The sequence below is a fragment of the Mycoplasma sp. Ms02 genome (genome assembly GCF_019720735.1).
In the GTDB taxonomy this organism is placed as follows: domain Bacteria; phylum Bacillota_I; class Bacilli_A; order Mycoplasmatales; family Metamycoplasmataceae; genus Mycoplasmopsis.
Map to the genome: position 1 here is coordinate 691,683 of NZ_CP081302.1, position 21,679 is coordinate 713,361.

A 21,679-nucleotide genomic window follows, 5' to 3' on the forward strand; every position below is an offset into this window, starting at 1 on the left:
AATTTGATAATTTAATAGTTTTATTTTTATTTAAAAAACAAAAGTTTTAAAAAATGAAGAAAAAACAGTTTTTTAAGAATTTTCAAGAGTAAAAAGATTATTATTTTCACAAAACTTACAAATATTTTTTGAAAGTATAAAAAATATGAAAAACATTTCCACAATCCGAAAAGTATTTTGGATATGTTAAAATTTAATTGTTCGTTTATATAGTTGAAAAAATTATTTATTTAATCATTTATATACAAAAAATCATTTATTTTAATTAGGAGTATTTTCATGAACAAAAAACTCAAATTTGCATTAGGGTCTGGTACAGTTTTAGCTGCTGCCACACCACTTTTAGCATTATCATGTGGAGGTTCTAAAGCTGAATCTAACACATCAAACGTTCCAAATAAAAACGCTGATGCAAACAATACAAACACACAAGGCAATGATGGTGCCAACGGTCAGGGAAACGCAAATACATCTACAGAAAACACAAACGAAACTGTAGTATCTTATAACTTCGATACTGTTAACGACAATATTATTGATATTACAGCAGGTTTCTCTAGAACAGGTGCTCAAGGGCAAGCCTTAGAAGGAGTTGTTGACTACTATAACAAAAATGTTGCAACAGAAGGAAGTGGACTTTACAAAGTAAGAATCAGAAGTACAAGTGGTTACAGTGTAGATCCAATCGTTAAAGAATTTAAAGTTGGTGCCCAAACAAAACAATTAACAAATTTAGTGCTTAACTACCCAGCAGCAGTTTCAACATTTTTATTCTACAAAATGGGTCTTGCTCTAAATGATGTAGAAGGAACTGATAAATTTCAGCCAGAGTTCCTTGAAATTAACAAACATATTTCGGGGTCAAAAAACAAAAATGATATTTATTCAATACCTGTAGGATCATCGACTTCTCTAGAGTACATCAATTTAGTAGTTCTAGGTAAAATAATTTCTGACTTCGAAAGTATGAATGCAGGAGTTCAAATCCAAGGAAAAGACATTGAAGGAAGTGCTATTAAAAAAGCAGTTGACAAATGAGCATCTGCTGATCAAGCTGAGAAGGAAGTTGTTAAAAAAGTATGAGACGGAATGCATGTTTCAACAGAGTGAGAGAACTTTAAAACTCAAAACTCAGAATTATTATCTTCATTTGTTCTAGATGATGAAACATTCAATAACTATGAAGATTTAATGAAATTTGCACTTATCGTTAGAAAATTCTATTCTTCTAAGGTTGAAGCCCCTGTAGCAACAGATGCCTTCCCTAATGATTTTTACACTGTTGTGGATTCTTTAGGTAAACACTTTATAACAGAAGTTCCTGGAAGAACAGGAGTTTATGACTATAAAGCATTTAAAAAGAACGGATCAGAACAAAATCAAGCATTTAAAGATGCGTTTTCAGTTTTTGATAAAGCGTTCTCTGAAGCCTCAGTAGCAGTTGGTGGTGGAGGAGTTTACGCAAGTGCCGACTTTATCAAACATAGACACGTAGTATCTTTAGGATCTTCTGCAGGATATAACAAAAACTTTATTTCTGGAAGTTCTAATATTACAGAGTATGTTTTAACTGTAGACGGACAAGATCTAAATATTACAGACAAGCACTCTCAACAGCTAACACACTACCCACTCTTAAAAGAAGGTTCTGATTACAAAATTCAAAGTGGTAGACACAAAAACCCTGTTCAGTTATCAACTGCACAAGGCGATGTTCCACAATATTCTTACAGATCAAAATCAGCAGAAGTTGACGCTAAATTGTCTGCTTTAACACCTGCAAACGGTGATCGTATTATTTTTGAAAAAGTTTCTAATACACCAGTTCTTTCAGTTCAGGGCTCTGTAGTGAAAATGAATCAAAAAGATGTTTCAGGAATTCAATCAATTGGTTTAGTTGTTAGTGACAGAGGTGAAGACTATAATGTTTACTTTATGCCATCAGGATCATACAAAACAATTTCATTCTCTGCCTCAGTTAATGTAAACGAGAGCGATATTGACTTTAGATCTGCACCTGCCAAGGCAAGAAGATCTTCAGAAACAAAAGTTTATGTATCTCAAGGACCATCAATAATTGGTATTCATAACAATGCAGAAGAAGATGCTCAAGCTAAGAAATTCATTACTTGATTACTAACAAATACATTGGAATCAATTACAATTTCAGGTAAAACTTACAGCAACGTAACACCTTTTGCTGCTTTCGGACAACATGGAGGATACTTCACTCCTCTTAAAGAATATCTTTCAGGAGAAAAACCAGCGCACATCAAGAAAAATTCAGATGTTTTAGTTTGAAACATCTTTAAAAATGTAGTTAATGATCCTGAACACAACATTTTAGGTCAAGATATTCCTTCTAGATTATCGGACACATTAAGAAAACAAATTGAATCTTCTGCAAAAAGCGTTTACAACAAAGCTGTTACAACTTCAAAACCAAGCTACTCTTCTGAGTTCTTAAAAGAAATTTCACTAGCTTAATATGAAAATTCAAAAAATAAAAAAAGCTGCCTTTTTCTTGGGCGCTTTTACTATGCCGTTAGCAGCTTCACTTATTTCTTTAAGTTGTTCTCAAAGTGCTGCTTATAATGTTGTTGATAAAAAAACAATGAATACAAATGGTTCAGAACAAAATGGTTCGGAAAATAACAAAAATACTTCTGAACAAGAATCAGAAACAAAAAAAGAAATAGTTATAAACGAAGCTTACTTTAATGGTTTAAGCGAAGATTTAAATAAAACATATTCTTACCAAAGAAGAGCCAGACCAGGATCTTCTGAAACTGTCACCAAAACAACTTCACTTCTAGATTCGTTCTTGAATGTCTCGGCAGATACCGAAAGGTTTGCAGACGGTGACACTATTAGTTTTAGGTTCACAAACGAAGAACAAATTGAGAAAGCAAAAGAGAACTTTTTCCCTGTCAACTCTTTCAATGGCATTCCATTTTCAGTTAGGGTTGTGTTTATAGATACTCCTGAAGCCTATACAGGCGACGCATATGGTGTAAATAGAAGAGAAGTTTCTAACGCAACTCACAAAGAGAGACTTTCAAAAATGTCTTCTAATGAACAAAGGGAGGAATATAAGAAAGGCTTAATGATTTCAAGATTGGAAAGACTTTTATCTCATGAAGACACTAACTTTGCTAAACAGTTATTAGCTGGAAAGGATATAAGAGTTGTTTCTGAAAATTGAAACAATAAGTCTTATGACAGATTAACTGGAAGTGTATTTTTTGCAGATAAGGGTCAAAATAACTGAAAATCTCTTGCTGTAGAAATGCTAAAAAATGGTTTCACAGCACCTAGATTTGATAAAAAAGAAGTAGAGTCTTATTTATTCTATAAAGAAAGTGTTGAAGCTGGCGAAGAAGTTTCGGCAGATGATATATCAGCTAGCGACATCCAAATACCTTACATTATTGCAGGACTTCACTATGGTATTGCAAACAAAAAAGGGTTCTACAGCAGAGAAGTTTATGAGCGTGTTCTAAATAAATTTAAAGAACTTTATACAAACAATGCTGAAGACGTTTTACACAACTACGAAGGTATAAACGAGTTCCAACCTCTAAATACTCTAGACGACTTATTAGTTTACTATTCAGAGCATGGATCAGGAATTGCTGATGCAACAGAAACGGCTACAGCACTTCCAGACAGAGCTAAACAACTTTCAGAAGCAGAAGAAATTAATTACTGACTTCGTTTAGGTTTCACATCTAATAAACAAATAAAAATAGAAGAATAAAAGAAAGGAAAAATGAATACAAAAGATCACAAAACACCAGCAATTGAACTTAAGAACCTTGTTATAGACTTTGGTACATCGGTTGCTGTTGATAACGTTTCTTTCAAAATCCAAGAAGGTGAGTTAGTTACACTTCTAGGGCCTTCAGGTTCTGGTAAAACAACTACACTTAATGCTATTTCAGGTCTTTTAAGACCAAGTAGTGGTAAGATTTTCTTCCATGGAATTGATGTTACAAAATACTCTCCTCAACAAAGAGAATTAGGGTTAGTGTTCCAAAACTATGCACTTTATCCTCACTTAAACGTTTTTGATAACATTGCCTTCCCTTTATACAATGATAAACACTGAGAAAGCGATTTCATTCTTGCAAGAGAAAAAGCGATCAAAGAAGTGATTAAAACATACTTAAAAAGCAAAAACGCTAAAAATGAAGAACTATCTGCAATTGACACTTTATTTGACAAGAGAAACGATCTTAAAGAAAAAGACAGAGTTGAACTATTAGCTCTTAAAGCTTCTTTAGGAGATGTTTACCAATCAGAAGCAAATGAATTAGAAACATATGAAGCTAAATCTGCTGCTGATAATAACAGTGTTGTTAAAAACTCTCTAGATAGATATAAAAAAGCAAGCGAAAGACTTGAAAAGACAATTCCTTATCGTGAAAATGTTTCAAAAACAGTTGATCTTTCAAGAGCCAAAGCAGAAGTGCAATCAATTTATGAAAAAGCACTTACAAAGATTTCTGGACTTGCTCAAAAGCTACAAAATGAATTTGAATTAGTCCAAAAACAAGACAAATCTGAGGCTGCTTCAAAATACTCAAATTACAAAGAAGATTCAGAAAAATTATCTAAATTAAACGATGACGTTAACAATTCAAAAATTCCTGAGTCAAAAATTGATGCTTATAAACAAGCGCTAAGACAAAAACACTTTATCTTAGAAAACTACTTTGATAAATTAGAGCTCTTAGAAGATGACTTAGCAGTAGCTTACGCAGATTTTAGAGACGAACTAAGAGAACTTAAAAAAGAACTTTACAAAGGTGTTGTTGCAGTAGACTCTTCAGACATCGTTTTCCCTGAAGAAAGAAAAATGGTTTCAAAAATCAGTGAGGTGATTTACAAAGCTTTACACAAATATACAAAAACCAAATATGCAAAAATTAACGCCGTTCTTAAAAAAGAGCTTAAGTTTAAGAAATCAGTTTCTAGAACTCACAATCTAGTCAAAATGATTTCTGAAAAATCAAGATCCCTAAAACAAAACAGAAAATCACTGGATCTTGAATATGCAGGTTATCTAAAACAAATGATCGTTAAATATCTTGCTCCTTATAAAGATGTTAAACGGCTTTTAAAAACAAAAGATAATGAGCTTTATTTAGATTTATCTGTTGAAGATAAAACTTACATTGAAGATCAGAAAAAAGATATTTTAACAATGAAGCAAGCAATCACAAGAGATGTACTTGAAGTTGCTTCGAGAGTTGATATTACTAAAAACTTAACAAAACTTCCTACACAACTTAGTGGTGGACAACAACAACGTGTTGCAATCGCTCGTGCCCTTGTTAAAAAACCAAAAATTCTTTTACTTGATGAACCTCTATCAAACTTAGATGCAAAACTAAGAATTTCAACAAGAAAATGAATTAGACAATTACAACAAGAAACAGGTATTACAACTGTTTTCGTTACTCACGACCAAGAAGAGGCTATGTCAATCTCAGACAAAGTTATCTGTATGTCAACAGCAAAAGTTCAACAAATGGGATCACCAATTGAGCTTTACAGAAAACCAGCAAACGAATTCGTTGCTAAATTCCTTGGAATGCCAGAAATGACTGTATTTAAGGCAGATGTAAAAAATGGTGATGTTCTAGTTAATGGCAAAGTTATTGCTAAAGTTGAAAATTACAACAAACCATTTATTCACGCAGGAATTAGAGGTGAAGATCTTGTTGAAGCACAAGATGGTGTTTTTGCAGGTACAATCAAAAATATTGAATACTTAGGTAAAGAAGTGCAATCGCAAGTATCAATTTCAAGTCCAGAAATGGTTGCAAATGTTTACTTACATAAAAAAGATGAATACAAGATAGGCGAAGTTGTTTCGTTCAATGTTTCAAAAAGTGAAAGAGTTCACTTGTTTGACATTGATACAACAGAAAGAGTCTAATGAAAACATTACAGCTGTTTTTTAGAGCTAAATATGGTTCTAAAAAAGGTAATACAAGCTTAAGAATCATTGATTCAAAAGCCGAATTATGAAAACCAGCTTTATTATTACTTCCTTCTATCTTAATCATTTTACTTTTTACAATTGTTCCGTTCGTTTTAACAGTTATTGAATCATTTAGAGTTGCTGACGAGTTTGCAGAAACAATAGATGATTATTCTTACGGTTTAGGAAACTATGCCTTACTTTTTGATGAGGATAATGGTATTGGTACAGAATTTAAAGTTGCATTAAGAAACTCAATTCTTTACTCAGTCTTCTCACTCCCAATTTCTCTAACAATTTCGATCCTTGTATCATCAGCGATTTTCCACATCGTTAATAAACACACAAGAGGGTTAGTTCAAACAGTGTTTTTCCTTCCATACGTTACAAATGCAATCGCTGTTGGTTCAACTTTCTTCTTCCTATTCGGTGGAACAGGAGAATCAAAGGGATTAGTTAACCTTGTCTTTGGTTCTGAAATTAGATGACTAAAAAGCGGTGATAAAGAATCAATCTACCCACTAACAGTTATTATTGCTAGAGGGGTGTGAGGTAACTTAGCCTTCCAAATCTTAATCTTAACTTCTGCAATGTTAGGAGTTAACAAACAACTTTATAAATCTGCTTCAATTGATGGGGCATATAAAGCAAAACAGTTTTTCTTAATCACATTACCTTCAATTAAGAAAACAATTTCATTCTTAATTACAGTCGGATTAATTGGTGGAATCAAAGTTTTCCCACTTGCTGTATTCAACAATAACGCCGATGTTGCTGTAAATAATGGTGGATCATCAATTATGCTTTTAATCTATCGTTATGTACAAAGAGCCGACTATGCAAAAGCAGCTGCTTTATCAGCTTGTTTAGTTATTCTTGGAGTTTCTGTGTCTTACACACTAAGAAAACTAGTTTACTTATTATTCCTATACGCAGGAAAGAGAGGAGTAAAACGTGTTCAAAAACAAATTGCTAATAAAGCAAATCTTTCTTAATCGTAGATTAACAAAAAAACAAGATCGTGTTGGTAGTCAAATTGAAACAACTAAGCTTTACAGCAAACTATTGCTTTTAATGTTCAAGATCTTTGTACTAGTGTTTTTTGGAATTGTTGTTTTATTCCCTTTCTACTACATGATTTCAACATCATTATTCTCAAATGAACAAGCAGAAGCAACAAATGATATTCACCTTGTTCCAAGAGATATCAACACTGGAAAAATTCAACTTTACTGAGAAAACTTCAATAAAGCTTTCCAAAACGGATACTTTAGAGCTTTAATTTTTACAGCTGCTGTAACGGCTTTAAGTGTTTGTGGAAAAACTTTCTTCTCAATGACTTTTGGTTATGCCTTCAGCCTCAAAAAATGAAGATTTAAAGAAGCTGCATGATTCTTCTTCTTATCTCTTCTAGTTCTGCCTGAACTTGCACTTCTTTCGCAACAATATATTATTGTTTCGCGTCTAGGTTGAGCTGGATCAGAAAATAACTTCTATATTCTTATTTCACTAACAATTCCTTTCGTAGCCAGCGTCTTTTCTGGATTTATGTTTAGAAACGCATTCGAAGGGATTAGTGATTCAGTTAAAGAAAGTGCAAAAATTGACGGTGCTTCTGAATTAAAATTCTTTGTCAAAATTGCCGTACCAATGATTAAACCTACAATTTGAACAGTTGCGATCTTAACTGCTTTTGCTTCTTGAAACAGCTACATTTGACCTTCTACAATTTTTGCTGGAAGTACAGAAGCTCCCGTTCTATCTGTTTGATTATTCAACACAGGTAAAGACGAAACATTAGGTACAGAAGCAAGATTCTTTGTAAACATCAGAATGGCTGGTGCAATTCTTGTAATTATGCCTCTTCTTGTAGTTTACGTTGTGATCAGAAAAAGAATTATGGCTGCTATTTCAAGACAAGGAACAGCAACAAAAGGATAATATATGTACTGATACTACATCAAAAACTTTATTAAAAAGGATTTAGTAAAAATACTAAAATCAATCCTTATAACTTGTTCAGTTTTAGCATTCATAACTTTCTTAATTATGGTTGTGACAGGTATTGTAAGCCTTCCAACAATTTTATAAATAAAACCAGGATTAATCCTGGTTTTTTATTATTTCGGTTCTAAATGCTTTAATAAAAGTTCTGTAGTTCTAGATTTTCCAATTGACTCAGCAGCTTTTTTACTCCCTAGCATAGCAAACACTTCTTTTGCTCTTGAAACAGCAACGTTTATGATATTAGGATTTTGATCACCTAACACCCATCTTATGCTGCCTTTATTTGATCTAGCTTCTTTGGAATTAGGATCTGATGTAATTCCTAATACATAAATTACGACTTTTGTTTCTTTTCCTTGAAATGTATGTGTTGTACCTATTACATTATTAATCAATGTTTTATCACAACCTTTTTTAATAAAGTGACTTTTAAGTCTATTTTTTAAATTTAAGAATGGAGTAATGATAAAAATATCATTATTCTCGAACTTGTAATTTCTTTGTAATCCCTCTATGTCACTAATCACAAACTCTAGGTTTTTAAAAATTTTATCAAAATCCGATTCATCTGAATCATATCAATAACCATTGCTTTTCTTGATTCCTGAGCCTTGAACCATATTGTTCTCATATGAAAGTTCATTACAAATGTCGAACATAGGAGACCCACATCTTCTATGTACTCAAAGTGGAATCCCTATACGCTCCTGGGAACCCTGAAAGCCGTATTTACTTATTTGATCAAATTTTGTCTGTGCTGATTCTCCAATTTTTATATTATAAGACTCAAAAAGATTAGTTCCTTCAGGACCTTCGTTCACTATTGGTTCTATTTGTTTTGGATCACCGACAGCAGTAACTTTTTTACTCCTAAATATCGATCCAACCAACGCTCACGGGTTTACTTGCCCTGTTTCATCAATGATTAAATGACCAACATATTTTTTATCAGTAGTATCTTCATTGATTTTCATCATCGACTGCACGGAAGCTGTTGTAGAACTTATTACAGGAATAATAAAGTTAAGTCATCTAAAAAGTTTTGCGTCTGAAAACAAATTGTCTTTATCTGTCATAATCCTTTTAATAAATTGCTTATTTTTTATTAAAAATAATTTTCTTATTCTTAAAGATTCTAAAAACAGTTTCGTTTGTAGCTCTCTAAGCCTTTCGTTAGTTCAAGGATTGTCAAAATTAATATCCTCATATGTTCCTAAATGATAAAAATTATCATAACTCCCTTCAGAATCAAGGTCTTTGTTTTTGATAGTTTCTATATCGTTTATATTTGTTTTAAGCTCTGCGTCTTTTTCGCTTAGTTCGTTATTCAATCTATCTAAGTTTTGAGTTATAAGCACCAATTCCTTTTGAAGAGTTAAATATTTTTCTTTTTTAAATTTCAGGTCTTTTATATTTTTAAAGTAGTTTTTAGAAAATATCTTAAAAAAGGATCAAAGAAGGCTTTTTTTCGTTTTGAATAACATTGAATTTATCGATTTAACAGGATTTTTTATATATTCAGAGTAACCCACATAATCAAGATCGTTATAAATGTCTTCCAATCTAGATTCTTTACTCTCTATTTCTTTATTAATATCTAATATTCTTTTTGAAATTATTATATTTCTATCAGATAATACTTTAATCCTTTTAAAACAACGCCTTATTTTGTCAATTTCAGTTTTTGTACTTCTTCAGCCATTTTTTGCAGAAACCCATTCAGCTATACTAAATTTTGCTTTATCTAATTCTTCAAGAATATTATCTAGTTTTAGTTTTAAGTCATCTAAATTTGCCTGTCTTCCACCTGCAGCAGAAATTAATGCCCAATAACCTTGATTTTCGTTAGAAAAATAATCAACATCGAATGCAAGCTGATGAAATTTTTCAGAAATGTTAGCTTTTTTAGGTAATTCTTCGACAATATTATTTACTGCCGAGTTGTTTGAACTTGTTATTAATATATTATCTTTTCAGATTTTCTCCGGGAGATCTTCCATTCCTTTTGGACCTCGATCTAAAATCTCTATTAAATGCTCTGCCTGTCTTGTTATTGAGCTTGCTATAACTTCTTTAATAAGTGTTGTTTTTCCTGTTCCTGGAGGTCCGTTTACTGACTGAACTTCTAAATCGCGATCTTTATCATCAAGAATTATATTAATTGCTGCTTGTTGCATTAAATATGGTGCATATTTCACATCAGAAGGAAACCTTCCGTTTTTATACATTTCAGGGCTTACGACTTTATAAACATTTTCTATTTCTTTTCTAATATCTAAGTTAACTCTGTTGTAACCTTCCCCCGAAAGATACCTAATTAATATTTCACTATCCAATTCCTTTTTAGCTTTTTTAAGTTCCTCTAAATAAAATGTATATTCAGATATCTTTTCTTTAGAATATCTAATTTCAACGTTGTCTCCTGAACCCGAATTTGAAGCTAATAATTTAATTGCACTGTTAAAAACATCTTCGTCAGACTCTTTTTCTTTACTTTTAAATAAATTAAATATTTCTTGCTTAAATCTTTTTTCTGTCCTGTCAGAAACAAGTTTAACATTAAATATTTTTTCATAATAAGTTCATAATAATTCCACGCTTCCATTAACAAAGATGTCTTTCGCTTTTTTTAATGAAAGATCACCAGAAAACTTTATTCAAAAGCCACACTTATTTTTTTGAAATTTTTTAAAATCTTTGCTAATACCTGAAATTGTAAAGTAAATTTTAAAATCCTGATTATTTTCTCGCTTATCGTTATCTCCTCCACATATCAGCGAGCAATAGTCCTCTATATCATTACTTATTTCTTCGATCTCTTCATTTTGATTTCATTCCTTACACTTTTCCAGGTAATCAATATATTTTTGAAGTTGATCTTCTGCTTTTCGCCTCATATCATCAGTAACTCTTGACATATAGCCTCCCTCGAATAGATTTAATATACTAATAATTATACGTTTTTGTAATTCATTTTTTAAAATTGTATATTTGCTGAGTTCTTTAGAAAACTAATAAAACTAGGACTGAAAAATAGCAATTTGAGATCTTTCTGTCCTAGTTTAAAAACAATAATCTAAAAATAAATTATTAGTATAAGATTTATATTATTATAAAACGTTTTTAATGTATTGTTTTTTCAGGAATCGATATATAATCGCTTACAAAATTATTAGCCAAGGGGTCGCATGAATCTTATTTATTATTTTTTTGATTTCAAATTTCTTGTCATGCATTTTCTTTTCTAATTTTAATAGTTTTCTTTTGTTCTAAAGGAATTTGCGAATATAGAGAATTTAAAAAACGAAATTTGGAAACTAAAACTTCAACTAATAACTATAATTTAAAACTAAAAGAAAATGGGTTCAAAGAAGTGTTTTTTCTTAAGCAAGATAAAGATTTTTATGAATTATGTGTAAATATTTTAGAAATTTTAAATTTTTGATCTATAGCGAACCAAAAGGAAAGAAAAGATTTTGTTTCTTTTTTCTCTATTTCACTTCTTTTAATTCTTATATCATCTATAGTTTCAATTGGATTGTTTATTGTGCTTTTTTTAATCAATTTATACCCAGTGGATTTATTAATTTCCATGACAAAAGACACTAAAGAACTTTCTAAACTATTAGATAAACGTACAACCATATTGGTATCACAGGTCTCTATAACTTCTATTTCGGTTTTTTTATCATGCCTTTCATTTATTTTTCCATATTTACAATATAAAATAAAGATCACTTTTTTTGGCGAAAAAATACCATATTATATAAACAGTTTAAATGTTTTGATAAACAAAGAAAGAAGTTATGATTTAATGGATTTATATTTATTAGAAAAAATTTTTATTTGATTTGAAGACGGAACTGCAGACAAAATTTACAATAAAATCAATGATGAAAATTGTAGATTTTTGTTTCTTATAAAGATGAAAGAAGCCGAAGAAATGTACTACACTTTAGTTAAGAAAATTAAGGATTCTGTTCCACAATAAAACGGTTTATAATTAAAAAAAACAGCATTTGCTGTTTTTTATTTAATGAAACGTGATTTTTGAAAGTTTTAATATTTATACTCTTTCACTCAACAGTAATAAAAAAGGTTTTATAATTGCATTTTTTAACATTAATAATTCTCTTATAAAGTTTGATAAGTGGAGTTTTAATGATTATTAAATTAAGGCTAGATAAAATAATTACTTTTTTAACCAGTTAATTTATATTTTATAATCTGTAACTATAAATGGTCTTATTTTCTGATAAAATAGAAAATATAACCATGGACCCAAAAATGCAACTCAGTTACCAAAAGCTTTGAAGAAAAATAAAAGAAAATAATTTTAACAAAACTCAGTTTAAAGAATTTGTCAATATCAGTAATCAAACATTATCTAAACTAAGCAAAAACGAGACAGTAAGTCTTGAAACGCTATGTAAAATTGCTGACTTTTTTGGTTGTTCGATAACTGATATTTTTGAGTACAAAATTGAAAAAATGAAAGAAAAATTATTTGAATCTTCTGATTTGAAGGTAGCGAGCTTTTTTGCTGGCATTGGTGGATTTGAGCATGGTATTCAACAGTCTGATTTGATCGCAAATTTTATTCTTGCTTCAGAAATTGATAAGTTTGCCCTAAAGTCTTACAAAGCGAACTTTCCTGATACAAAATTAATGGGCGATATAAGAGAAATTGATGAAACTGAAGTTGAAAATCATGATTTATTAGTTGCTGGTTTCCCTTGTCAAGCTTTTTCAATAAGTGGGAAAAGAATGGGTTTTGAAGATGCTAGGGGAACGCTATTTTTTGAGCTAGCAAGAATTATTAAAGCAAAAAAACCGAAGATTATTTTGCTTGAAAATGTTGAAAACTTAGTTGGACATGATCGTTCAAATACGATTTTAACAATACTCCAAATTTTAAGTGATTTAGGTTATTCAGTTGACTTTTCTGTTGTCAATTCTTCAGAAATGAATGTCCCTCAAAATAGATCTAGAACTTATATTGTTGGTGTATCGAACTGATTTATAGAGGAATACAACAAAGATAACAGAAGCATTAAGGTCACAAAACTTAAAAAAGAAATAAATGAAAGACAAACTATAAAGTCATTTAATTTTTTTAATTATCTAGAAAGCAAGGATCAAACACTATATATAAAAAGCATTTTAAGCAATGATGTCGATCAAAAATATTTTTTAAGAAGTGATAAACTGCATAAATTCATTGCTCAACAAACAATTGAAAATAATCTTAGAGTTGAAAACAAAATTTTAAAAGTCTTTGATCTTCCTAAAGAGATTCACAATGACCAAGAGAGACAAAGAAGAGTTTATTCAATTTATGGTATATCACCAACGTTATTAGCAAGATCTGATACTACTAAAATTTTAATAAAAGACAGTCAGGGATATAAAATCAGAAAATTAACACCAAAAGAAAACTTAAAAGTTCAAGGTTTTTCTGATCATTTTATTGATAATTTATTGCACTCGGGAATGAGTGATACGCAACTTTATAAACAATCAGGTAATGCTGTCAGTCCACCCGTAATAAAGGCAATTTGTAACCTTATCAAAGAAAGAATATTAGATAAAAAGGAAGAAAATGAATAAATTAAAGTTTATTGATCTTTTTTCAGGAATTGGTGGTTTTAGAATTGCTCTTGAACAAAATGGAGCTCAATGTGTATTTTCAAGTGAAATTGATCCTTATGCAGCAAAAACTTATTTCGATAACTTCAACGAGATGCCCAGTGGCGATATCACCAAAATAGAAACCTCTAAAATTCCTGATCACAATATTCTTTGTGCAGGATTTCCTTGCCAACCGTTTTCATTAGCAGGCAAAAGATTGGGATTCGAAGACACAAGAGGAACACTTTTTTTTGATGTCGCAAGAATCATAGAAGCAAAAAAACCCGAAGCAGTAATTTTGGAAAATGTTTCAGGTATTACAAATCACAATGGCGGAAAAACGCTTCAAGTAATTGAAAACACATTAACCGATCTGGGATATAAAATTACTTGAAAGCTTTTAAATTCAAAAGATTTTGGAGTTCCCCAAAACCGAAATAGATGATACTGTGTAGCAATTAGAAATGATATTGAAGTAGATATCTCAAAAATCTTTCCGGAAAAACAAGAACTAAAAACAACTCTTGACAAAATAATTGATTGAAATCTTAAAGAATCACATGAAATTTCAGATATAGCTCTTAAAAACATAAAACTTCATATCGATAAATATGTTGGCAAAAATAATTCAAAAATAAAGAATGAACCGATAATAGCCAACAATATCAGACCATCCAAAGTTTTGTTTAGCTCGAGCGGTGTTTCTCCCTGTTTGACGGCTAAAATGGGAACAGGTGGTAATAACGTTCCTGTGATCTATGATCTAAAAAGAAAGCTTACGGTTAAAGAATGCTTAGCTTTAATGGGCTTTCCTGAAAACTTTAAAATCAAAGAAAATTACAGTCAAAGTTATAAACAACTTGGAAATAGTGTTGTTGTTCCTGTTTTATCGATGATTGCTCAGAATGTGATTCATGTTTTAAAAAGAAAATAATGCTTAAGATGGCTTAAAAATTATCGTGTAGATACCTCTACTTCTTCCTGATCCGTTATCAATTCTGTAAGGATTAAATGATGCTTTTGTTAGTTTACCTTCGATGTAAACAAATGAGGAATAATAAGGATCTTCAATTCAACCCTTACCAAGAAAAATTGCTTGTTTAATTTCTATATTATTGTCAATCACATTTTTTAATTCATCCTTAATTATTGCATTTATCTTTTTGATATTCTCAAAGTCAAGAAAATTTTTAAGACCAATGTTTAAGTAACGAGAACAAAACTCTTTGTAGTTTTGTTCTTTTAATTCAAGATTTTTGGCAATTTCTGGATTAAGGTCGACCTTTTCTTTTGTTGAATATAAAACTAAACTTTTTGTTTTAATATCGATATCATCAACATATTCAGCAAAAGCATTTTTGAATGATTCAATACTCATTTTTGTAATTGTATATGACTTGGATTTTTTCATTTTTACTGATATTCCAGATTCAGGAACCTTTTGATATTGAATATTTTCTTTTTGCAAAGCAGACTCTGTAATGATATATTGGTTTTTCAAAAGAAAAGTTTTATGGATTTCTTTGCTAGTACAAATCAGTATCAAATCAGATTTTGGACTAACTTTTTTGTTAACGTTTTTTGAGTAGACTTTTGAATTTACATGAACTGCATAATAATTTTTGCTTTCATCTAAAGAGATGTTGTCAGAAAGCGTTTTTCAGTATTTAGATTTTTTGTTCTTGTTCAATGTTTGACAAAGTTTTTCTTCTTGGGTTTTACCTTGTAAGGAATCCATGTTATTTTCGACAAAGAATAACAAGTCTTGGATGTCGCTCAAAAGGCTGCCGTATTTTAGCTGCACTTGACCACGTTTTCTAGAACCGACCTTTGTTGCCATTAAATCGGAATTATAGATTTGGAATGTCATTCTCCCGATATTGAAAGTGCTCTTAAACAAAGGGTTTTCTAAATTATATTTCAGCAATTTTTCTTGACTTATTCAATGACCTCTTTCAGATGTTCCGTGATAAACATAATCGACCTCTCTTTTAGATTTGCCCTGAAAAAGAGCTCTTTTTATAATAAGCTCTTGATTATCTTGTAATAGTTTTTCGATTTTAGCATGCCTTTCAGGATATAAGTGTTTAAACTCCTTAGTTGTGAATCTGCCAATAACTTTACCTTCTGAGTTTTTCTGAATCTGAGAACTTCCATCTAAACTTCCATCAGCTCAAATGAAAAATCGCAAATCATCAAACACAGACTGATCATGAATAACTGCTTTATCAGAACCTTGCAGTCAACTTATAAAAGACTCAACACTTTCTTGGTGAATGCTATTGCCTGATCCAAGCTTAGTGCTTATTCCAAAACAAATGTTTCTTATTTTTATATAAAAGTCAGGCTTAACGTTTATTCTTTTTCCTGTTTGTGAATCAATTTCATATTTGCTAAGTTCAGCTTTGATTATTTCGCTTTCAGAAATTTCTATATTATTATCTTTACAAATCTCTTTTATGAATCGTTTTAAATTTGCATTTAAAATATTTAGACTTTTATTATTTATATTTTCAACAATATTTATTTCGTTTGTAAATCCGTGTGAATTATTTCCTACCATTTCAAACCTCTTTAAAATAATTACTTTAATTATATCGAGGCTATTTTTGGATTACATATTTTTGGATCAAAAATGGAAATAATTCCATACTTAAAATTACAAATCAGTATCGATTTACTACTAAAACTCTTTAACCCTAAGTTTGCTAAAGTTATAAAATATAACTATGAATAATCGTTACAAAACAATTGACTTGTTTGCTGGATTAGGCGGTATTAGAAGAGGTTTTGAAAAAACTGGAAAATTTCAAAATCTACTTTCGGCAGAAATTGACAAATATGCCTGCTTTAGTTTATGAATATCTTTATGGCGAAAATCCTTATAACGATGTTACAAGTGATGAGTTTAAAGCAAAAGTAAAAAAGACAGAGTATGACGTTTTACTTGGCGGTTTTCCTTGTCAAGCTTTTTCAATCGCTGGTCTAAAGGCAGGATTTGAAGATAAAACACGAGGAACGTTATTTTTTGACATTGCACAAATTTTAAACACAACAAAACCAAAAGCCTTTTTACTTGAAAATGTTCAAGGGCTCTTGAGCCATAATAAAGGTAATACTTTTAAAGTAATACTTGAAACTTTGGAAAGTATCGGTTATCAAGTTGTGGGTGCAAACGACTTTTCACAAACACCTCGAGATGCTTACAAACCTAAAAAAGAAAACTTTGTTAGAACTCCTCTTGAATTCGGGATTCCTCAAAAAAGAGCAAGAGTTTTCTTGATGGGTTTTAGAAAAGATCTTTTACCTGATGGCTACGTATTGCCAGAACTGCCTTATGGAAAACCACAATCAATATACAAAGATTTGACTGAATTGTTAGATCAAGATGTTGATTCATCATTTTATCTTTCGCAAAAAATGATGAAGACACTTAAAAAGCACAAAGAAAAACACCAATCTAAAAACTCAGGTTTTGGTTTCCAAATTGTAAACCTTGAACCAGATTCGGTTGCAAACACAATCATGGCAACAGGTGGTTCAGGAAAAGAAAGGAACCTTATATATCAACCAAAACAACATAGTTTAGAATTTTCAAAAGATAAAAATGATCAAGGAATCAGATACATGACTCCAAATGAATGAGGGAAACTGCAAGGGTTTGTTAATTATGCTTTTATAGAAAACGGCATTGACAAATTTAGTATCCCTGAATCTATAAGCAAGACACAAAGATATAAACTTTTCGGTAACTCGGTATGTATTCCTGTTATCGAAGAAATGGCAAAAACAATTTTTAGTGTTTTGGAAGACATTAATAATAAATAAGATTTTGGATTAAAAAGACCAAACGATTTTTTTAAAAAACATTTTTTAAATTTGTTATATAATAAATTAGCCAAGCGCATGAATCGATAAAAAAACTTAAAAAAATATTATCATTCAAATTTTTTAATGCTATAATTAGAAAGCAAACACGGAGAAGTAGCTCAGCTTGGCAGAGCGCTACGTTTGGGACGTAGTGGTCGCAGGTTCAAATCCTGTCTTCTTCACCATTTAATGGGGGGTTAGCTCATTTGGCTAGAGCGCCTGCCTTGCACGCAGGAGGCGGTGGGTTCGAATCCCATACTCTCCACCATTATGGCACTGTAGCTCAGTTGGTTAGAGCATCCGGTTCATACCCGGAAGGTCATGAGTTCGACTCTCATCGGTGCTACCATACGGAATATAACTGTAATTAACAGGACCTATAGCTCAACGGTTAGAGCAACCGGCTCATAACCGGTCGGTTACCGGTTCGAATCCAGTTAGGTCCACCAAGGGTGATTACCCAAGTCTGGCTGAAGGGACTAGTCTTGAAAACTAGCAGGGGATGCAAGTCCCGCGGGGGTTCGAATCCCTCATCACCCGCCATTTGTTCTTTGAACACCAAAACTTTTTATATAGCGGAGTGGAGCAGTCGGCAGCTCGTCGGGCTCATAACCCGAAGGTCACAGGTTCGAGTCCTGTCTCCGCAACCAATGGTCCAGTGGTAAAGTGGTTAATACGCCTCCCTGTCACGGAGGAGAACGCGGGTTCGATCCCCGTCTGGACCGCCATTTACGGCCCTGTAGCTCAGTTGGTAGAGCAACAGATTGAAGCTCTGTGTGTCGCTGGTTCGATTCCTGCCGGGGCCACCAAACTGCTTTAGCTTGTGTATTCTTAATATGCAAACTAAAGCAGTTTTTTTATTTATTTTTTTAGGTTAATATTGTAATAAAAAAATCGATATTATTCAACTTTAAAGCCTTAAAAGATTATTAATTTAATATAATTTAAATTAAATATTATAGGGAGAAATATGAGCTTAAAACTTTTCAAAATCTTTAGCTTAGGATCTCTTGTGGCTTGTTCATCTTTTGCAATTATTGGTTGCGCAGATATCCAAGAAAGATATCAAAAAGATAAAGAACTTTATGAAGCAAGAGACCTCTTAACTCAAAATGACAGTGATGAGCTTAAAAAGTTAATTTCGATTAATTTTCCAAGTCAAGAAGATACAGGTTTATTGCCGCAAAAAACAAACTATACTCCAGAAGCGCTATGGGTTTTAAACGCATATCAAATTAATGGTCAAATGCGTCAAAGCGAAGTGACTCTTAATAATAAAAACTTCATATTAGAGCTTACAGATGTAAATGCTACACCAGGAAAAGATTATGCAGACTTCAGCTTCAATATTTGATCAAGTGACAAGCAAATAAAAAGAAGTTTTGATGCAAAAATAGATGGTTTTAAGCAAACACCTATAAAACACCAACATTATGCAAAACCTAAATCAGATTTAGACAAAATGCAAGACTGATCATTTGCAGAACAGTACAACGGATAGGAGAAAAAATGGATTACAAGAAAACATTAAATATGCCTCAGACAAGCTTTGAAATGAAAGCTAATTTAATTCAAAAAGAGCAAGTTTTTAGAAAAAGATGAGAAGATAATCAAATTTACAAAAAGATTATGGAACAATACAAAGATAAACCTCAGTTTATCTTGCACGATGGTCCTCCTTATGCAAACGGTGATATTCACGTAGGTCACGCTTCAAACAAAATTCTAAAAGACATAATTGTAAGATACAAAACATTACAAGGTTTTTACTCACCATTCATTGCTGGATGAGATGCTCACGGATTGCCAATTGAACACAAAATGTTAACCGAACTAAGTGCAAAACAAGAAGATTTTTCTCCTCTAATTATTAGAAAAAAAGCAGCGACATATGCTAAAAAACAGGTCGAAAGACAAAGAAAACAATTCAAAGAACTACAGTTATTCTCTGATCTTGAAGACATTTATGTGACCTTGGACAAAAAGTTTGTCGCAAAGCAACTTAAACTTTTCAAAAAAATGGCTTTAGACGGCTTAATCTACAACGGATTAAAACCTGTTTATTGATCACCATCAAGTAAATCAGCATTAGCAGAAGCCGAAGTGGAATATCGTGATGTAGTTTCTCCTTCAACATATGTTGGTTTTCCAATTGTCAAATCAGCAAACGAAAAAGTACATTTAGGTGATAGATTAGTTATTTGAACAACTACACCATGAACACTAATCGCAAATGCAGGAGTAGCTTTAGGTGAAAGCTTCCAGTATGCAAGGGTTCAATACGACGGTCAAGTTTATATTGTTGCAAATGATTTAATCGAAAAACTACAAGCCGAATTTAATTGACAAAATATCAAAGTTCTGGACGTTCTAGAAGCAAAAGAACTTGTTGGTTCAATTTATCAAACTCCAATTCTTAAAACAGAAGCTCCTGTTGTGATTGGGCACCATGTTACGCTGGAGGCTGGATCAGGTTTAGTTCATATCGCTCCTATGTTTGGTGAGGACGACTTTTTAATTGGAAGAAAAAACAATTTAGAATCAATTATGCACATTAGTGATTCAGGGATGATTGAAAACTTCTCACAATACCAAGGATTGTTCTACTCAAAAGCTAATCCAGTGATTATTGAAGACTTGCAAAAAGAAGGTCTTTTAGTACTTTCTAAAGAGTTTACTCACTCATATCCACACGACTGAAGAACAGACAAACCAATCATGTTCCGTGGAACACCACAATGATTTGTGTCATTAGATAATATTCGTCAAGCTATTTTAAACGAAGTCGAAAAAGTTAATACACACCCTGAATGAGCTAAAAAACGTCTTTACTCAATGATTGAAAACCGTCAAGACTGAACAATCTCACGTCAACGTTCTTGAGGTGTGCCAATTATTATTTTCTATGATCAAGACAAAAAGCCCGTTATCAGTGAAGAAATCTTTGACCACGTAATTGCTTTGGTTGAGCAACATGGTGCAGACATTTGATGAGAAAAAACAGCTGATGAGTTATTACCTGAAAAGTACCAAAACCAAGGATTTACAAAAGAGATGGACATTATGGACGTTTGATTCGATTCAGGTTCAACAAGTATAGCAGTTGATATCCCAAACGCCCACCCTTCATATGACTTGTACTTAGAAGGTGTTGATCAATACAGAGGTTGATTCAATTCTTCAATAATTAACGCCGTTGTTTATTATGGTAAAACACCATACAAAAACTTAATCAGCCACGGATTCGTAGTTGATGGTAATGGAGAAAAAATGTCTAAATCAAAAGGCAATACAGTCAGCCCATCTGACATTGTTAAACAAAGAGGAGCTGAGATTTTACGTTTATGAGCAGCTAACAGCGAATACTCAAACGATTTCTCGATCTCTGAAGGGATCTTAGATCAAAACTCAGAACTATATCGTAAAATTAGAAACACAATTCGTTTCATGCTGGGAAACTTAAAAGACTTTGATTATAATCCAAATATCAAAAGAGAAGGTATAGATTTATACATCAAAAACCAACTAGAAGCTCTTAAAGCAAGCGTTATTAATCATTATGACGAATACCGTTTTCTAAATGTTGTTAAGGAAATCAACAACTACATTGTTGAACTTTCAAGTTTCTATCTTTCGGTAACAAAAGATATTCTTTACACATATCAAAAAAACTCAGTGCGTAGATTAGCTGTTTTAACCAACCTATACGAAATTGTTGAGTTCTTAATCATCGCTCTTGCTCCGATTTTACCAACAACATCTGAAGAAGCTTATGATCACTTCAACAAGAAAGATAAAAAAGAATCAGTAATGTTCGAAGCATTCCCACAACCTGGAAATGTTGATCATGCTCTGCTTGATCAGTATAAAGAATTCTTTGATTTACGTGATAAAGTAAATGGAATGATTGAAAATGCTGTAAAACAAGGTTTAATCAAACGTAGCAACGAAGCTAAAATTTATTTAAACGAAAAGACTGATCTATTTTCAGAACTAGACCTTAAAACCTTATTAATGGTAGGTGATGTTGAATTTGGTCACGAAGAAGAAAAACTAGAAGTTTTTGATAGTGTTAAATGTGAAAGATGTTGAAATCATTTTATGGCTGAACAAATTCACGAAGGTTTATGTGCTAACTGCTACAGCGTAATAAAATCATTAACTTTATTAGAGGACTAA

15 protein-coding genes and 8 tRNA genes are annotated in these 21,679 nt (G+C 31.7%); 21 read left to right on the forward strand and 2 right to left on the reverse strand.

The genetic code is table 4. From position 1 onward, the window contains the following. Window positions 1-279 precede the first annotated feature (279 nt). Genes K4L35_RS02665 through K4L35_RS02690 form a run of 6 tightly spaced genes read left to right on the forward strand, consistent with a single transcriptional unit; the run spans window position 280 to window position 8,083 of the window. The gene (locus K4L35_RS02665; protein ID WP_221617397.1) at window positions 280-2,487 is read left to right on the forward strand and encodes a P68 family surface lipoprotein; all 2,208 of its coding nucleotides are present in this window, start codon (window positions 280-282) and stop codon (window positions 2,485-2,487) included. A gap of 1 nt (window position 2,488) precedes the next feature. Next, window positions 2,489-3,760, forward strand: a complete 1,272-nt coding sequence (locus K4L35_RS02670) for a hypothetical protein (protein ID WP_221617398.1) — start codon at window positions 2,489-2,491, stop codon at window positions 3,758-3,760. Between the two features lie 12 nt (window positions 3,761-3,772). Further along, window positions 3,773-5,947 carry an ATP-binding cassette domain-containing protein gene (locus tag K4L35_RS02675; RefSeq protein WP_221617399.1) on the forward strand — a complete coding sequence of 725 codons (2,175 nt, stop codon included), beginning with the start codon at window positions 3,773-3,775 and terminating at the stop codon, window positions 5,945-5,947. Further along, complete coding sequence (locus tag K4L35_RS02680; protein ID WP_221617400.1) at window positions 5,947-6,987, forward strand: carbohydrate ABC transporter permease; 1,041 nt, start codon at window positions 5,947-5,949, stop codon at window positions 6,985-6,987. Before K4L35_RS02675 ends, K4L35_RS02680 begins: the two co-directional genes overlap by 1 nt. Further along, the gene (locus K4L35_RS02685; protein WP_221617401.1) at window positions 6,947-7,933 is read left to right on the forward strand and encodes a carbohydrate ABC transporter permease; all 987 of its coding nucleotides are present in this window, start codon (window positions 6,947-6,949) and stop codon (window positions 7,931-7,933) included. The genes K4L35_RS02680 and K4L35_RS02685 overlap by 41 nt, the downstream gene beginning before the upstream one ends. 3 nt (window positions 7,934-7,936) lie before the next feature. Continuing rightward, window positions 7,937-8,083, forward strand: a complete 147-nt coding sequence (locus tag K4L35_RS02690; protein WP_221617402.1) for a hypothetical protein — start codon at window positions 7,937-7,939, stop codon at window positions 8,081-8,083. A gap of 29 nt (window positions 8,084-8,112) precedes the next feature. Here K4L35_RS02690 and K4L35_RS02695 read toward each other — a convergent pair whose 3' ends face one another. Next, window positions 8,113-10,917: an AAA domain-containing protein gene (locus tag K4L35_RS02695; RefSeq protein ID WP_221617403.1), complete on the reverse strand. Its 2,805-nt coding sequence runs from the start codon at window positions 10,915-10,917 to the stop codon at window positions 8,113-8,115. Window positions 10,918-11,309: 392 nt separating this feature from the next. On the opposite strand from K4L35_RS02695, the gene K4L35_RS02700 reads away from it, so the two are divergent. From K4L35_RS02700 to K4L35_RS02710, 3 genes are all read left to right on the forward strand, one after another. Continuing rightward, window positions 11,310-11,990 (forward strand): hypothetical protein, encoded by a 681-nt coding sequence (locus tag K4L35_RS02700; protein ID WP_221617404.1) that lies wholly within the window; start codon window positions 11,310-11,312, stop codon window positions 11,988-11,990. A gap of 248 nt (window positions 11,991-12,238) precedes the next feature. Then, window positions 12,239-13,609, forward strand: coding sequence for a DNA (cytosine-5-)-methyltransferase (dcm, locus tag K4L35_RS02705; protein WP_221617405.1), 1,371 nt, complete (start codon window positions 12,239-12,241; stop codon window positions 13,607-13,609). Continuing rightward, entirely contained in the window at window positions 13,602-14,564 is a 963-nt protein-coding gene (locus tag K4L35_RS02710) for a DNA cytosine methyltransferase (protein WP_221617406.1), read from the forward strand. Before dcm (K4L35_RS02705) ends, K4L35_RS02710 begins: the two co-directional genes overlap by 8 nt. A 3-nt stretch (window positions 14,565-14,567) precedes the next feature. On the opposite strand, the gene K4L35_RS02715 is transcribed toward K4L35_RS02710, so the two are convergent. Then, window positions 14,568-16,193, reverse strand: coding sequence for a hypothetical protein (locus K4L35_RS02715; protein ID WP_221617407.1), 1,626 nt, complete (start codon window positions 16,191-16,193; stop codon window positions 14,568-14,570). Between the two features lie 166 nt (window positions 16,194-16,359). Here K4L35_RS02715 and K4L35_RS02720 point away from each other — a divergent pair, with 166 nt between their 5' ends. The 12 genes from K4L35_RS02720 (at window position 16,360) to ileS (ending at window position 21,679) form a co-directional block, all read left to right on the forward strand. After that, complete coding sequence (locus K4L35_RS02720) at window positions 16,360-16,518, forward strand: DNA cytosine methyltransferase (RefSeq protein ID WP_221617408.1); 159 nt, start codon at window positions 16,360-16,362, stop codon at window positions 16,516-16,518. Beyond that, a complete protein-coding gene (gene dcm, locus K4L35_RS02725) occupies window positions 16,472-17,458 on the forward strand; it encodes a DNA (cytosine-5-)-methyltransferase (protein WP_221617409.1) in 987 nt (328 codons plus the stop codon). The genes K4L35_RS02720 and dcm (K4L35_RS02725) overlap by 47 nt, the downstream gene beginning before the upstream one ends. Window positions 17,459-17,608: 150 nt before the next feature. Then, a tRNA-Pro gene (locus K4L35_RS02730) sits at window positions 17,609-17,685 on the forward strand. A 6-nt stretch (window positions 17,686-17,691) separates the two neighbouring features. After that, window positions 17,692-17,768 (forward strand) — tRNA-Ala (locus K4L35_RS02735). A gap of 4 nt (window positions 17,769-17,772) precedes the next feature. Beyond that, a tRNA-Met gene (locus K4L35_RS02740) sits at window positions 17,773-17,849 on the forward strand. A 24-nt stretch (window positions 17,850-17,873) separates the two neighbouring features. Beyond that, window positions 17,874-17,949: transfer RNA gene (locus tag K4L35_RS02745), tRNA-Ile, on the forward strand. A 1-nt stretch (window position 17,950) separates the two neighbouring features. After that, window positions 17,951-18,043: transfer RNA gene (locus K4L35_RS02750), tRNA-Ser, on the forward strand. 31 nt (window positions 18,044-18,074) lie between these two features. Continuing rightward, a tRNA-Met gene (locus K4L35_RS02755) sits at window positions 18,075-18,150 on the forward strand. 2 nt (window positions 18,151-18,152) lie between these two features. Next, a tRNA-Asp gene (locus tag K4L35_RS02760) sits at window positions 18,153-18,228 on the forward strand. A gap of 5 nt (window positions 18,229-18,233) precedes the next feature. Next, window positions 18,234-18,309: transfer RNA gene (locus K4L35_RS02765), tRNA-Phe, on the forward strand. Window positions 18,310-18,470: 161 nt separating this feature from the next. Beyond that, window positions 18,471-19,001, forward strand: coding sequence for a hypothetical protein (locus K4L35_RS02770; protein ID WP_221617410.1), 531 nt, complete (start codon window positions 18,471-18,473; stop codon window positions 18,999-19,001). Window positions 19,002-19,009: 8 nt separating this feature from the next. Continuing rightward, a complete protein-coding gene (gene ileS / locus K4L35_RS02775) occupies window positions 19,010-21,679 on the forward strand; it encodes an isoleucine--tRNA ligase (protein ID WP_221617411.1) in 2,670 nt (889 codons plus the stop codon).